Origin of the sequence: Dokdonella sp., from assembly GCF_019634775.1 — a bacterium.
Classification (GTDB): Bacteria; Pseudomonadota; Gammaproteobacteria; order Xanthomonadales; family Rhodanobacteraceae; genus Dokdonella.
The window spans coordinates 499,085-513,995 of sequence record NZ_JAHCAS010000001.1 but is presented as its reverse complement, the minus strand read 5'-3'; the positions used below and the strand labels follow the sequence as shown (position 1 = coordinate 513,995).

At 64.2% G+C, this 14,911-nt stretch carries 11 protein-coding genes and 2 pseudogenes; 4 read left to right on the top strand and 9 right to left on the bottom strand.

Features of this window, described 5'->3' with window-relative positions:
- The first annotated feature begins 93 nt into the window (after positions 1–93).
- A complete protein-coding gene (locus tag KF907_RS02195) occupies positions 94–2,478 on the top strand; it encodes a DUF3772 domain-containing protein (RefSeq protein WP_291217713.1) in 2,385 nt (794 codons plus the stop codon).
- On the opposite strand, the gene KF907_RS02190 is transcribed toward KF907_RS02195, so the two are convergent.
- A complete protein-coding gene (locus tag KF907_RS02190) occupies positions 2,479–3,201 on the bottom strand; it encodes a TMEM175 family protein (protein WP_291217711.1) in 723 nt (240 codons plus the stop codon).
- A gap of 29 nt (positions 3,202–3,230) precedes the next feature.
- Positions 3,231–4,145 (bottom strand): AEC family transporter, encoded by a 915-nt coding sequence (locus KF907_RS02185; protein ID WP_291217709.1) that lies wholly within the window; start codon positions 4,143–4,145, stop codon positions 3,231–3,233.
- 133 nt (positions 4,146–4,278) lie between these two features.
- On the opposite strand from KF907_RS02185, the gene KF907_RS02180 reads away from it, so the two are divergent.
- Positions 4,279–6,192, top strand: coding sequence for a hypothetical protein (locus tag KF907_RS02180; RefSeq protein WP_291217707.1), 1,914 nt, complete (start codon positions 4,279–4,281; stop codon positions 6,190–6,192).
- A 166-nt stretch (positions 6,193–6,358) separates the two neighbouring features.
- On the opposite strand, the gene KF907_RS02175 is transcribed toward KF907_RS02180, so the two are convergent.
- Positions 6,359–9,223 (bottom strand): TonB-dependent receptor plug domain-containing protein, encoded by a 2,865-nt coding sequence (locus KF907_RS02175; RefSeq protein ID WP_291217705.1) that lies wholly within the window; start codon positions 9,221–9,223, stop codon positions 6,359–6,361.
- A gap of 249 nt (positions 9,224–9,472) precedes the next feature.
- Between KF907_RS02175 and KF907_RS02170 the strand changes: the two are divergent.
- A pseudogene (locus tag KF907_RS02170) lies at positions 9,473–9,844 on the top strand (transposase); the annotation flags it as partial.
- Positions 9,845–10,272: 428 nt separating this feature from the next.
- Here the strand turns inward: KF907_RS02170 and KF907_RS02165 are convergent.
- The 3 genes from KF907_RS02165 to KF907_RS02155 form a co-directional block, all read right to left on the bottom strand.
- On the bottom strand, positions 10,273–10,638 hold the full coding sequence (locus tag KF907_RS02165) for a hypothetical protein (RefSeq protein WP_291217703.1): 366 nt from the start codon (positions 10,636–10,638) through the stop codon (positions 10,273–10,275).
- 116 nt (positions 10,639–10,754) lie between these two features.
- A complete protein-coding gene (locus KF907_RS02160) occupies positions 10,755–11,504 on the bottom strand; it encodes a DUF2321 domain-containing protein (protein WP_291217701.1) in 750 nt (249 codons plus the stop codon).
- A gap of 256 nt (positions 11,505–11,760) precedes the next feature.
- Positions 11,761–12,258, bottom strand: a complete 498-nt coding sequence (locus tag KF907_RS02155) for a VOC family protein (RefSeq protein WP_291217700.1) — start codon at positions 12,256–12,258, stop codon at positions 11,761–11,763.
- 57 nt (positions 12,259–12,315) lie between these two features.
- Here KF907_RS02155 and KF907_RS02150 point away from each other — a divergent pair.
- Positions 12,316–12,930, top strand: a pseudogene (locus KF907_RS02150) (helix-turn-helix transcriptional regulator); the annotation flags it as partial.
- A 369-nt stretch (positions 12,931–13,299) separates the two neighbouring features.
- On the opposite strand, the gene KF907_RS02145 reads toward KF907_RS02150, so the two are convergent.
- From KF907_RS02145 to KF907_RS15415, 3 genes are all read right to left on the bottom strand, one after another.
- Positions 13,300–13,575, bottom strand: coding sequence for a DUF1010 domain-containing protein (locus KF907_RS02145; protein ID WP_291220213.1), 276 nt, complete (start codon positions 13,573–13,575; stop codon positions 13,300–13,302).
- A 133-nt stretch (positions 13,576–13,708) separates the two neighbouring features.
- Positions 13,709–14,200 carry a hypothetical protein gene (locus tag KF907_RS02140; protein WP_291217698.1) on the bottom strand — a complete coding sequence of 164 codons (492 nt, stop codon included), beginning with the start codon at positions 14,198–14,200 and terminating at the stop codon, positions 13,709–13,711.
- Positions 14,201–14,336: 136 nt separating this feature from the next.
- Positions 14,337–14,840, bottom strand: a complete 504-nt coding sequence (locus KF907_RS15415) for a protein-tyrosine phosphatase family protein (RefSeq protein WP_472843816.1) — start codon at positions 14,838–14,840, stop codon at positions 14,337–14,339.
- Positions 14,841–14,911 lie beyond the last annotated feature (71 nt).

Below are 14,911 nucleotides of genomic sequence, written 5' to 3'. Positions count from 1 at the left end.
CGCCCCTGAAGGGGCTCCTGCCGAAGCGCGCGTCGCGGCCGATCCCATCACGCCACCATTGGCCGCGGCGCCGCGGTTCCCGATAATGGCCGCATGAAATCCGTCCTGCGCGCGTTGTTGCTGGTGTTCGCCGTCGTCGCCGCCTGCGTGCATGCGCAGGATGCGCACAAGGAATCGGCGAAGTTCTTCGACGCGGCGATGAAGCAGATCGCCGAGATGCGCAAGCAGGTGAGCACCACCGAGCTGGACGCCGAGACACTGACACGGCTGCGCAGCGAGGCCGGACGCCTCGCCGGCACCGCCGACGGACTGCTTGCCGACCGCATTCCGCGACTCGAGGCGATCGAGACGCGCCTGGCCGAACTCGGCGAGCCGCCGGCGAAGGGCCAGCCGGCCGAGGCGGCCGACATCACCGCGCAACGCAGGGCGCTGGCGCACCAGCGCGCCACGCTCGATGCCGAGATCAAGCGCGCCAAGCTCATCGTTGCCGATGGCCAGCAGCTGGCCGGCGAGGTCGCCGAGGCGCGCCGTGTGCTGTTCAGGCACCACCTCAGCCAGCGCACGAATTCGCCGCTGTTGCCGACGTTCTGGAACGAGGTGGCGGCAGCGGCCGAGCGTGACCGCCCGCGCCTCGACGTGCTGCGCGATGCGCTCGCCACGAGTCTCGCCACCTCGTTTGAGGGCGCCAACCTCACGCCCTCGCTGATCGGCCTCGGTGCCGGCCTGCTGCTGCTCGTGTTCGGCCGCTGGGGTGCCGAGCGGCTATGGCTGCGCGCGACCGCCGACCACATGCCGCAAGGCCGGCTGCGCCGTTCCGCGCTCGCCTTCACCGTGCTGGTGGTGTCGACAATCCTGCCTGGCCTCGGCGCGCACTCCATTTATTACGGGCTCAACTGGAACGGACACTTCGCCGAACCGTTCGCCACGCTGGCCTGGGTGTTCGTCGGCACGGTCTATTTCGGTGGCATGGTCACCGGCTTGGGCCGTGCCCTGCTGTCAACCAACCGACCGTCATGGCGCCTGCCGCCGATCTCCGACGCGGTCGCCGCGCGCCTGCGCCACTTCCCGTTCGCACTCGCCGTGGTGGTCGTGCTCGGCTTCACCCTCAGTCGCATCAACAGCGTGATCGGCATGAGCCTGACGGCGACGATCGCCACGGGCTTCGTCGTCGCCGTGCTGTACGCATTGACGGTCGCGCTGGGCCTGATAGCCATCCAACGCGCGCATTTCAGCGATGGCGATGTTGGAAACAAGGCCGGCACACGCCCGGCCTGGATGGTGGCTGCGCTTGGCGCGCTCGCGGTTGGCGTGCTGGTGGTGCTTATTGCCGCGGCGCTGGGCTATGTCGCGTTCGCCAGTTTCGTGGTCGGTCAGATGATCTGGATTCCACTCGTCGCCGGCGTGTCCTATGTGGTGGTTTGCGTGGTCGAAGATGCGGTTGGTGCAGTGCTGTCGGAGCGGGCGCGCTGGATGCAGCGCACGACCGGCCTGACCCCGCAGGGCCTGCAGCAGATCCAGGTGCTGTTGTCCGGCCTGTTCCGCCTGTTCGTGCTCGCCTGCGCACTCGCGCTCGTGCTCGTGCCGCTCGGCACGAATCCCGAGGAACTTTTGGCGCAGGGCCTGCGTTTCGGCGGCGGCTTCGCCATCGGCGAAGTGCGTGTCGCGCCACGTGCGGTGTTCGGCGCAATCGCCGTGTTCACAGTCGGCATGCTGCTGTTGCGCACGGTCAAGAACTGGTTCGATACACGCTATCTTCCGACCACGCGCTTCGATCCGGGCCTGCGCTCGTCGATCTCGACCCTGCTCGGCTATGCCGGCGGCATCTTCGTGTTCGCTTTCGCCCTGTCCGCACTCGGCCTGTCGCTGGAGCGCATCGCCTGGGTGGCCAGTGCGCTCTCGGTCGGCATCGGCTTCGGCCTGCAGGCGATCGTGCAGAACTTCATCTCGGGCCTGATCCTGTTGGTCGAGCGCCCGGTCAAGGTCGGAGACTGGATTGCGCTTGGCGATGTCGAGGGCGACATCCGCCGCATCAACGTGCGCGCGACCGAGATCCAGATGGGCGACCGTTCGACCGTGATCGTGCCGAATTCCGAGCTGATCACCAAGACGGTGCGCAATGTCACCCAGGCGAATGCCGAAGGCCGCATCCGCGTGCGCCTGCCGTTGCCGCTCGATTCCGACGCGCGGCGCGTGCGCCAGATCGTACTGGACACGATCCAGGCGCGCGGCGACGTGCTGGCCAAGCCCGAGCCCGGAGTGCTGCTCGACGGCATCGAGGGCAACAGCCTCGTGTTCATCCTGATCGCCTATGTCGACAGCCCGCGTCGTGCCGGCGGCGTGCGCAGCGCCCTGCTGATCGACCTGCTCGAACGCCTGCGCGAAGCCGGCATCGTCTTGAGCACGCCGCAGGAGATCAGCGTGCGTGGAAGCATGGCAGCCTTGACATCGCCGCCGGTTGCGCCAGCCTCGCCGGATTGATCAGGGCATTTCGAGCAGGCGTCGGTGCCGCCAGGCGATCACCGGCCCCTGCAGGCCAAGCAACGCATAGACCATGCCGCCGAGGCCATGCGTCCACGCATGTCCATCGAGTGCGGGCACGAACAGCGCAACCAGCATCGAGACCAGCGCCACCACCGGCACGAACCACCACGACAGCGCGTGCAGCCGGGTGGCGATGCGCTCGTCGCGGTCGAGACCGAGCGCGTCACGCCGGCGCCAAGCGTGTTCGGTCAGCAGCGCCATCACTGCGCCCATCGAGCCGAGGGCGAGCCCGAACACGACGATGATCAGGCGCAGGTCGGCGGTCGACTCCAGCTTGAACCTGGCGACGAGAAACCCGCTGCTGATCCATTGCATGAAGCTCGCGTACATGACCTTGAGCGGATAGACGAACACCAGTACCAGGAAGACCAGCAACAGACTCAGCAGGATCGACGTGCGGTCGTCGAGTCCATAGCGGCGTGTGTGGCTCGCATGGCCGTACCAGAACCAGGCGATCATCACGAAACTGACGGCGAAGGCCGGAATGCCCTTCAGTGCCGCGACGAGTTCGGCACGTGATTCGGGAATCGCATCGACCGAGATCACCAGCAGCGTCACCGCGAAGGCGAAGGCGGCGTCGACGAAGGCTTCGATGCGCGTGATCTCGCCGCCGCGTTTGCGGAAACCGTCCGCCATGCGCGGCCCAGGGTTCGGTGTCATCAGCGTGCTCCGGTTCGTTGTGGTGCCCCTCAACCGCCGCCGAGCACGTGGTGCCACAGCGGCAGCGTCAGCATCGACAACACGATGCCGTAGCCGATCATCGCCGCGGCGAGTTCCGGGGCAAGGCCAGCCATCGACAGCAGGGCGCCGGCGGTGATCATCGAGGGCATCGCGGTTTCGTACACCGCCACCAGGCGCATGTCGCCGGTGATGCCGAACAGCATGCACAGGCCGAGTGCGAGCAGCGGCATCAGCACGAGCTTGGCGACCAGCCCGATGCAGAGCGGCAACAGGTGCTGGCGCGGCAGGCGCAGGCGCAACTGCATGCCGAGCGCGATGATGACCAGCGGCAACAACATGCCGGCGACCATCTGCAATGACTGCGCGACCGCGGCGGGTGGATCGGCCGGCATCAGGGTGAGCGCGAAGACCAGGGTCGGGAATGGCGGAAAGGTCAGCATGCGCCACAGGATGCCGCGCATCGTCGGGCGTTCGGTGCCGCCGAATGCGGCAATGATCACCAGCCCCCAGGTCAGCAGCAGGATGAAGGTGCCGAACTGGTCGTACACCACGGCATAGCCGAGGGCGCCGCTGCCAGCCAGCACCGGCACGAGGCTGTAACCGATGTACGAGGTATTGCCGAGCGGCACCTGCATCAGCAGACAGGCGGTGCTGCCGCGGTCGAAGCGCAGCAGCCGTGCCAACGGCCAGACGAACACGATCGTCGCCAGCAGCACGAGGTATGGAATCGCCACGAAGCCGAGCAGTTCGGGCGCGAACTCAAGCTTCGGCGCGTACAGCAGGATCGACGCCGGCAGGCAGACGTAGAGCGCGACGAGGTTGAGCACGTCCGGCGCATTGTCCGGCACCAGCCTGCGCCAGCGCAGCACGCCACCGACGGCGAGCAGGACGAGGATGAGGGCGAAGGTCGGCAGGACGGACATGGGGAAGGACGGGTGGGGACGCCGCCTTATTCCATACCGGCTGCGCCGGGCGCAAGGCGAAACGTCGTTTCGCCATGTCCTCCCGCGGCACTCCTTTGCGCTTCCCCCTGTGCCAATGAGCGGAGTGCCCCCAATGCGCCAGCCGATCCAGAGTCTCCTTGCCGTCGCCATCCTGCTGTTGCCGCCATCCCTGACCCGTGCCGCAACGGTATCGGTCGGCACCGGCGCCGGCTGCACCTATGCAACCCTGCAGGCCGCCTTCGATGCCCTCGACGGTGTTTCGGGGACACACACGTTCAAACTGCGTCGCGAAACCTTCGCGGTGCCGAACGGAGCCAGCTACGACCCTTCGGTCAGCCAAGGCGGCGTGTTCATCGAAGGCGGCTATGTCGAGTGCGGCGATGCGGCGCCCGGCAACGGCATCAACGACGTCAGCATCATCGACGGTTCCGGCGGCGCGCAGGCGCCGACCCTGCGCCTGCTGGTCGATGGCCGCATCGGCACCCTGCAGATCCGGCGCACGGTGATGCAGGGTGGCGATGCACTGTCCACCAGCAATGCCTTCAACGGTGCCGGTGGCGGCATCGCGATCCGCGGTCCGGCTTCGGTGCTGCTCGGCCGCGGCACGGTCGTGCGCAACAACCAGGCCGTGCGCGGCGGCGGCGTCGCCCTGATCGGCGGCCTGCTCGCGTCGACCACGGCGGACAGGGTCGACTTCTACCTCGACGAAGGCGCGAGCATCCTCAACAACACCGCCACCAACGAAGGCGGCGGCATCTACTGCGGCGGCAACACCGTGCCCGGCGCACCGACGTTCGGCCTGCGCCACGCCAGCATCGTCGCCATCGACACGATCATCGGCTTCAACAGTGCCGGTGGACTGGGCAGCGCATTTTCGTGCTACGGCACGGTCGAAGGCGGCGGCGGTTTCCAGCCGCGGCCGCGCGCCAACGCGGCCGCGTTGATCATCGGCAACACCACCACCGGCAGCGGCTCCTGCGCGGCTGGCTCCGGCACGCTCGATACCGCGATCCCGATGGGCGGTGACGGCTATCGCCCGCTCGGTGCGGCCGACGGCGAGAACGGCCTGCTCGCGATCGCCAACAACACCGGCTCGCGTCCCGGCCTGTGCCTGACCGCGAGCCGCACGATCGGCACCGACGACTACCCGAGCGGGCAGAGTTCCTTCCGCCTGCAGAACCTCGTCGTCACCGGGCAGGAAGGCACCGGCACGCTCGGCCTTTCGGTAGGCCGCGAGGAACTGCGCCTGCGCGTGCAACCGTCCGGTCGCAACGTCGCCTGCACGTTCTTCGAACCCACCCCCTGCGTCTCGTTCACCAACAACACGGCGAGCGGCACGGCCGGCACCGGCCCGGGAGCGTCTCTCGTCGACAACATCGGCACGCTCGAACTCGTGCGCGCGTCGATCCGCAACAACCTCGCGCGATCGGCCCTGCTGCGCAACTACGCAGGACAGTCTTTCGTCACCAGCAGCCTCATCGTCGACAACCGCGTCGAACTGGCCGGCACAGGCGTCGGCTCGACACGCTCGGCCTTCGAAGTTGGCGGCAACCTGTATCCCGGCAGCCTGACCGTGCGCCATACCACGGTGCTGTTCTCGACCCCGCTCGACCGCTTCGTCAACCTCGCCTACGAGACCTCGACGGCGAACGTGCGCGCGAACATCTTCGCCTCGACCGCCATCCCGGCGCCGGCCAATGTCGGCGGTGCAGCACCGCCGGTCAACTTCCAGCGCGAATGGTGCGGCTACTTCCAGCGCACCGACGACTTCGCCACGCACAGCGTCGTCAACGATCCGACCAGCGGCACCTTCGAGGTGATCGCGGCGGGCGCGTTCTCGCTCCAGCCCGGCACCTTCGCGCCGGGATATGGTCTCGTCGACTGGTGCACGAAGTCGGTCGCCGATGATTTCTACGGCAAGCCCTTCGGCAGCGTCGTCTACTACCCGGGAGCCGGGCCCGCCGACATCGGCGCGGTCGAGAACCGCGCCGACGTCATCTTTGCCGACGGCTTCGAGCGGTTGTGAGGCGTATCACGCCTTCAGGGGCGCACCCTGTGCGCGATTTTCTTGACGCGGAGACACCCCGAACGCGCCCCGGCTGCGCTCCTGCGGAAAGGAGTGTTTCCAGGGCGACGCGTTCGACACATCGCAGGAACCACGCCGGTGCACGAAGCACCGGCGTGGCGGTGGGTCAGAACCTGACGCTGGCCTCGATGTAGCTCATGCGGCCAGGCAGGTCGTAGTTCGACGCATCGTAGCCATTGAGCGAGCAGCTCAGGCAGATCGGAGGCTCCTTGCCGAACACGTTGTTGATGCCGCCCGAGATGGTCAGCTTGAGATCCGACGGAACCGTCCAGCTTGCGCGCACGTCGTGGAAGGTGGTGGCACCGAGATGGTTGGTGTTTGCAGCGATGTTGCCGCAGATGGGGTAGCCCTCGGCACCTGCGCAACTCTCGGTGAGGTCGGAGATGTAGCGCGCGGTCCAGCCCGCGCTCCAGTTGCCGAGCGCCCAGTTCAGGCGTGCCGTCGCCTTCCACTTCGGGATCGCGCTGTCGGCGACCTCGATGCCGACGCCGCGCGGCTCGGCTTCGCCGGAGTCGGTGGCGATGGCCTCGTACTTCTTCACGTAGGTCGCCTGCAGGCTGGCGCCGAAGGTGCCGATGCCGGTCTCGTTGCCGAGCCAGTTGATGCCGAAGTCGAAGCCGCGCGTCTCGACGCGGCCCAGGTTGTACAGCGTGTTGTCGAAGGCGTTGATGTTGCCGCCCGAGGAACGGCCGATGCCGCTGCAGAACACCGGATCAAGCGTGGCCACGCAACGCTCGAGCTGGGTTTGCGCATCGGACGCCTGGATCGCGTCCTTGATACGGATGCGGTACCAGGTCAGTTCAAAGTCGAGCTTCTGCGCCCAACTCGTATCCGCGGCCCACGACGGACTGTAGACGCCGCCGATGGTCAGGCTCTTCGAGGTTTCCGGTTGCAGGTCCGGATTGCCGCCGGTGACGACCGAGATCTGCGTGTTGGATTGCTCGAAGGTGGCCGGGTCCGGCACGCCGAGGGCGATGCAGTTCGTCGCGGTCTGACCGGTAGCGAAGTTGCACGGATCCTGGATGGTCGCGTCGAAGCGCGAGAACGTGCCGTACAGCTCGCCGATCGACGGTGCGCGGAAACCTTCCGCCCAGGTGCTGCGCAGGGTGAGGTCGTCGCCGATCTGCCAGCGCAGGCCGAGCTTGTTGTTGGTCGTGCTGCCGAAGTTCGAGTAGTCCGAATAGCGCGAGGCCACGCTGAAATCGAGGCGTTTGGCGAAGGCGGTATCGGCGACCAGCGGCACGTTGAGCTCGAGGTAGACCTCGTCGACGTCGTACGCGCCGCGAGTCGGACCGGACGGCACGCCGTTGGACTCGCCGGCGACGACGATCGCGTCGGGCTGGTAGGAGCCGCTCTGCTCGCGGTGCTCGTAGCCGGTCGCGAAGGCGAGCGCACCGGCGGGCAGCTCGAACAGGTCGCCCGACAGGTTTGCCGTCCACGTGGTCAGCTTCTGCCGGCTGCGGTCGAGCTCGGTGAACAGGATGTAGTCGAGCATGGCCTGGGTGATCGTGCCGGGGCCACCGAACAGGTTCAGCGGTACGCACGGCGCCGTGCAGTCGGCGACCGGACCGAGTGCGCGCTGGATGTGGGCGATGTTGTAGGTGCCGGTGACGGTCTGGGTCGCCTTGTTGTCGGCGTTGACGTAGTTGACGTCCCAGAAGAAGTTGCGCCCGCCCACCTCGAAGTCGCCATTGAGGCCGGTCGAGAAATAGCGCGTGTCGACGTCCTGCCGGAAGATGCGCGGCCCGCCCTCGACCGGACGACGTGCGACCAGCGTGCCGTCTGGGCCGATCGTGATGCCGAACGGGTTGTATGGATTGGTGACGTCGATCGCGACGTAATCGCCAAGCCCGTAAGTGCCCGCTTCCGAGCCGAGGAAGATCGGTTCCGGCGCAGCCTGGTTGGCCGACTCACGCTGCGTGTAGGCGCCCTTGAGGTTCCAGTTGACCGAGTCGGCAATGCGGTAGCTGCCGTTGACGAACACGGCCTTGCGCTCCGACGGCGTCAGCAGCAGGTTGTATGGCGCGAAGTTGAAGCGGTCGCTGTTCGGGCCACTGCCGACCCAACGATGGAAATCGCTGATCGTCGGGATGCCCGAGGTGCCATTGCCCGCGATGTTGCAGAAGTTGTTCGGACACAGTCCGCCGAAGTCGGATGGCGCGGCGAACACGAAGCGCCCCGTCGGCGTTGCCGAACTGCCGTTGTCGACGCCGGTTCCGGGCACCGGGAAACGCGATTGTTCCCACACGCTCGAGCTGATCGAGTCCTGCTTGTAGTAGCTGATGTCGGCGAAGAAATCGAAGCGCTCACCGCTGCCGCCAAGCGAGACATTGCCCTGCCTGGTCTGGCCGTCGCCTTTCGAGTAGTCACCGTAGTAGAGACGCGCGGCACCACCTTCCTGCTTCCGCTTCGTGATGATGTTGACCACGCCGGCGATCGCGTCGGAGCCGTACAGCGACGAGGCGCCATCGGTGAGCACTTCGATGCGGTCGACCGCACTGGCCGGGATCGTGTTGAGATCCACCGCAGCGGACACGCCGGAGGCCGAGGACTCACTGACCCAGCGCAGGCCGTCGACGAGGATCAGGGTGCGCTTGGCGCCGAGGTTGCGCAGCGAGATCGTGGTCGAACCGGAACCGACGCCACCGCCATCGGGCGGGAAACCGAAGTTGCCGGCCGAGTTGAACTTGGTGTTGAGTGACGAGCCGCTCACCGAGAGGCGCTGGATGATGTCGCCGATCGTGCCGAGGCCGGTTGCCTCGATGTCGGCCGAGGTGATGACCTGTACCGGCACCTGACCTTCGATTTCGGCCTTGCGGATGCGCGAACCGGTGACGGTGATCGCCTCCAGGGTCTGTGCCTCGTCGCCGGTGGCGGGCTGGGCCTGGACGGCCGTCGCGGGTACCGCAACCAGACCGGCTGCGAGGCCTGCGCGGACTGCCAGGGCAAGATTGAAACTGCGAGCTGCCATGTACTCTCTCCGATGATGGTGGTTGTCGCGGGTCCATACCGGGGACAGGGGACACCCGGTTAAAAAACCGTAAACCCTTGTGCAGCAAATTGCCAGAGATACAAGCCATGGATGTCCAAATTTCTCTCCCGGGGGCGTACGGCTACGGCGGCAACGGCTGCGGCCCGCACGCGGTGACCTCGGTGGCACGCAACGCACCAACCCCCGCGCGCACCTACGGCTGCGACGCCGCCGGCAACGTGTCCAGCCGGACAACGCCTGTATCGCAACGGCAATGACTGCACGATCGGCGGCTACGCCGCGATCAAGTTCCGCGCGCCCGCTTCGGTCTGCAAGGTCTGCGCATTGCGCGCCCAGCGCCTGCGCAAACCCGACACCACACCCCCGCGACAGGTTGCTGTGCTGGCCCGGAAGGTGGTCGCCACGCACACGCAGTGCATGCGCGAACGCATCGACACCGACGCGGGCAAAGCGCAGTACGGCCAACGCCACGCCACCGTCGAACCGGTGTTCGGCAATCTGTGTTTGCTCGCTCCTGCCCGAGAAGAACCAACACCGCCAGGTATGCGAAGGAAAGCAAGAACAGCAGCAATGCGATCTTTGGGGTGCGGTTGGACTTGAACATGAGGCCTAACGCCTGAATTCAGCGGCGCGCGTAGCGCGTCCGCTGGAATGAGTTGTTAGGCAGCAGCACCTTGTCGTACTCGAAGTTCCGGCCAGACCCGTTGAACCTGCCGCAGGCATTCTTGGAGCTTGGCCGCGACCGCTGGTTGAACGTCAGCGCCACCGAGCCGGAGAAACTCGACAATCGCTTGACCTGTCTCGCCGAGAAGCTCGGAAGATGTTGCGTACGCTGCCGAAGAATGCGACTCCAGGGAGTCTGCAAGAGACACGAGACCGGATGCCCGAGCTTCGGCAATAGCTTCCCGAAGTAACGGATAGAAATCTTTCACTTCGTTTGCCATCACGCTGCCCCTGCTGCCTAACGCCATTCATCACGCGCGTTCGTCTTCGCACGTCGCGTGCATGAATTTGTTGGGCATCCTTCTCTAATCACAGAGTAGCTCTGGATCATTGAGCAACGCGTACCAAAAGGGTGAGAACGCAAGCCAGATTGCGTAGGCCACTATGAAAAGCGGCAGGACCGTTACGAGACAATGCCTCATCGGCTGAGCGAGACGTCTGGGTAGCTTGCCCTCAAGAGCTGGAGCGAATGAGAAGAGGATGTTTAGCAGCCCAACACCGGCCAAACACAGGAATGCGACCATGATCCATTCGACCTCCATGAACTCCGCGCAGGGAACGAACCTGCCCAGGACGTAGGGCGCAAAGAATGACAAACCGGAAGACGCAACTATGCCGATAGCGTAGCGCTGGTTTGCCCGCACGACGGCGGTTTGCCACCAATCACTCATGGGGCTTTCCGTTCTCATTCCGCTCTCGTTGCCCAACGTTCGAGGTAACCGGCGACTTGCGCGTAAGCGCAAGGCGTCCGGTTGACTGAGGGGTTAGACCGCACCGCGCCCAACCTTTAGTGGCCCTTGGGGACGATGACGGCCCTGACTTCGAAGTCATCGCCTTTTTGGCTCAAATCGCTTTCTAGGCCCCGCGGATTGGAAACCCAACCCTCCGGGTCGTACACAAAGCAAAGAAGTCGCTTGCAATCGGGATGTGCTCTATATCGCTGGCAATCGATCAGCAGTTCGTCACCGAGCTCACGAGCCTTGAGAGTTGCCCTTGTTTTCTTTACTTCGATGATGATCTGCTCGCTCTTGAGTAGGAAGTCCACCCGCGAACTTCCACCAGCGTAGCTTGGCGTCCATTCCTCTCGGCGGATATCATCGAAATAGATGTGCAGGAGCGTATGAAGCAAGTCCTGAACGTCGTACTCGTCGTTGACAACAAGCGTATCGCGGTTCGAGTGACGAGACCTGATTTGGCGTGCGATCAGGTGGAAGCGACCGCAGACCTGTTCCACCAGAGCAAGTGCGTCCATAGCTTGTGAGCCAGCACCGTTAGCTAGCTTTGCCTTGAGGGCGGCCCATGGGAATGCCTTGCCACAGCCCGAACAGTGAGTTGGCACTGGGGTGCTAAACCCAATGGCAATCACTCCATCGGTTTTGTAGTCGCCCGGGATTCCTTGACCACACTCCGGACATTTGTGAATCGTCGCAGCCCCGCAGGTCGCGCAAAAATTCTTTCGAAACTGGGGAGACGAATTGAAGCTGTCGGTGATCTGGTGCCCGTTGAGGCAGACCTGCTGTATGTCGTGGTGTCCCATGATGAGGATTGTGCGGTCTAACGTCCTGAGTTCAGCCGCCGCCGTAGGCGGTCGGCTGCGACGAACAGTTAGACCCGATGGCCAATGCGCATTCCACTGATCTCGGACAGCGATTCCATTCCCATCGCGGACAGCGTTCCATGCGATGGCGGACACTCTGCGCAGGTGTCCTGAGTGACGTTCCAATCGTAGCCGAAGTGTCCGCCATCAGCGTGGAACACGCAATCCCGCGTTCGACATTCGGGGGCGAGCAGGATCAGGAAGCGGAGACACTGAAAGCCCAGGTCACGCCAAAGCGATCCGTGAGCATGCCAAAGCCTGCGCTCCACGCTGACGCTGCGAGCGGCTCCACGGCCGTGGCGTCGACGGCCAGCGCGTTCCAGTAGGTCTGCAATTCTTCGAGGCTGTCGGCGCTGACCGAGACAAAAAGCGCCTGGTTGGTGAGCGTGACGCCGTTTTCGCGACGGGTCCAGCCGCCCGCGGCGATGCCACCCTCGGTCTGGCCGGGGATGTCATAGCCCATCACACGGAAGCCACTCTGGGCGGTGACAAGGCCAAACACGACCTTGTCGGCGTCCGGCGCGTTGGCCGGCATGCCAAAGTCTGCATAGGTCTTGATGACCAGGTGGCCACCGAAGACGGACTGATAGAACGCCAGCGCATGGCGTGCGTTTCCACAAAAATTGAGGTGGGTGGTCGTCTGAATTGGCATCTTTGCTCCTGAAGTGAGATTGGCCCCATTGGCCAACTTCACCAGTTTCCCACCCGATTAGGTCAGTTTCTGTCCTGAATATGCAATACAGTCAGAAACATGAAAACGACAGAACGGCAGCTCCGCCTGCTGTCGCTGCTGCAGAGCCGTCGCGAGTGGCCTGGTCCGCTGCTGGCATCCCGCCTCAACACCAGCGACCGCACGATTCGCAGAGACATCGATCGCCTCCGCGGCATGGGCTACAGCATCCAGGCCACCGTCGGCCCCGAGGGCGGATACCGGCTCGAAGCCGGGCATGCGTTGCCACCATTGCTTTTCGATGACGACCAGGCAGTGGCGGTGGCCATCGCGCTGCGTGCGGCCAAAACCATCGGCGCAGGACTCGAAGAGGCCGCCATCCGCGCGCTCGGCACAATCCGCCAAGTCATGCCATTGCCACTAAGGCAGCGTCTCGACGCACTGGAGCTCACAGCGATCGGGCGCCCCGGCGATGCCCACGCCGTGACAGCATCGCTCGACGTGCTCGTGACCCTTGCACAAGCCATCCACGACCGTCAGACCCTGCACTTCGACTACGCGCCCCACGACGATGCAGATGACTGCGACCTACGTCCACAGCGACATGTGGAGCCTCACCACCTGGTTCTCTCCAGTGGCCGGTGGTACCTTGTCGCCTGGGAGAATGGCAGTGAGGACTGGCGCCTCTTTCGTGCCGACCGAATCCGCCCTCGCGTTCCCTTCGGTGCCCGGTTCATTCCGCGCCCGGTACCAGGCGGCGATGTCAAGGAATTCGTCTCCGCCCGGTTCAAAGGCTCGAACGCCAACGATTGGGCATGCCGCGGAACCGTTCGCCTTCACTTGCCAGCGCGGGCAGTTCTTCCCTTCGTCGGCGATGGAAAGGTCACGGCTGTCGATTCGCATACCTGCACGCTTGAACTGGGCTCGTGGTCCTGGGGCTCCCTGGCCGCTTCCTTTGGAAGGTTCGAGGTGGCGATGGAAGTGATCGGCCCGCCCGAGCTGGCGGCTGCCTTCGCGGCGCTCGCCAAGCGCTATGCGCAGGCCGGCAAGAAAGGGCCGATCGGTTCAGCCGCCGCCGTAGGCGGTCGGCTGCGACGAACAGTTAGACCCGATGGCCAAAACGGGAAACCCCAACTTGGCGACGGGCGCAAACTGCGAAAAAGCACTGCGCCACCGAGGCGACGCAAAGCATGAAAAATGATAGCTGCTTGCGCTTGCTGTGAAAGCGCCAGAGGCCAAAAAAGCTTGAAACAAGTAAACTGCCCGCAGGCGTAGCCCGGAGAAACGGCAAACCAGGCGCTGAATAACGCCTGAGAAACTGAATGCCGTTGGAAAAAGCATGGCCTGAATAAAGCGGGTTTTCAGCGGGACTAACACCTGAGTTAAGCCGACCTGCGTAGCGCAGGTGACGGCGTGGCAAGCTTAACCTGCCACGCCGTTGCCGGAGCGAAGTAGGTTCGGCTTGAACGAATTGTTAGGTGCGCTCACAGGTAGACTCGACTGCTGCCTCTTTGTACATCGAGTTGACGGGAATAGAGCGCGAGGAATGGCCCGTAAACTCTAGTATGCGCGATTGATAAATAGATTTTTTGCGCACCTGAGCATCCTGCGCCTGCTGCCCGATCTCTTTGGTGATAGATGGGTCAGAAGATGTCAAAAACTCCACCCTTTGAACGGTAGAGGTAATGACGTCATCCTCCAGCAGCCATGTCCCCCACGCTCTGTCGGTGGTGGTGATGGAAGGTTTGCCATGCGGCGTTATGACCGACGTTGTGAGGGTCGAATACGTGCCGTCAGACGCATTGACGGTCTCTGTTGTAACTGAAATGTCGAAGTTTGGGCCGTGCATGACCGTGGGACCGCAGCGCCAAGTTCCGATAAGGTCCTTACTGGTCAGAGCCACCTTGCCGGTCGTCGCGCAACCGCCAAGGAGCAGGCTGGCGATGAAGAGAACTATCAATCGCATTGATGCTCCTAAGCGCACCTAACGCCGCAGTTCAGCGGCGGCCCGCTGCCGGTTGTAGCGCACGGCGTGCGCATAATGAAATGACGCACACGCGGTGCGCCGCGATGCGGGTGGGACCGTCCGCTGCAACTGGTTGTTATACGCCACGTGACACACCGCTACAGTTTTTGCGAAACCACTCGATCTGTTCTTCGGTGTCGGGAACGGTGACGCCGCGGGCCTTTGACACCATTGCGAACACGTCGCGCGGCTCGTGGCCCAAGGATACGAGTACTGCTGCAGCCGCGATACCAGAACGCCCGATTCCTGCGCGACAGTGCACGGCAACGCCACGGCCGGCGCGCACATCACCCGCGAGCCGGCTCGTGAACGTATGGAACTCGCGTGTTGCCAGGGGAACACCACGATCAGCAATGGGGAAGCTAAGAAACGTAAGCCCTACTTTCTCTGCGACCGAACGCTCCGCCGTAAGCTCGAGCTCCGACTCTTCTCGAGGCTCGAGCAACGAAGCAATTGTTGTGACGCCAATCTGGCTTAAGCCGCGCAGCTCGTCACGAAGCCACTCGCCGGATCGCGGTCGTGCCATGACGGCAAGAAAACCACCGTCCTGCGCTAGCACTCTGTAAATCTGCGGAACCATATCCGTGGCGTATAACGCCCAAACTCAGCCGCGCCCTTGACGACGCGAAGCGGCGGCAAGGACGTCGGCTG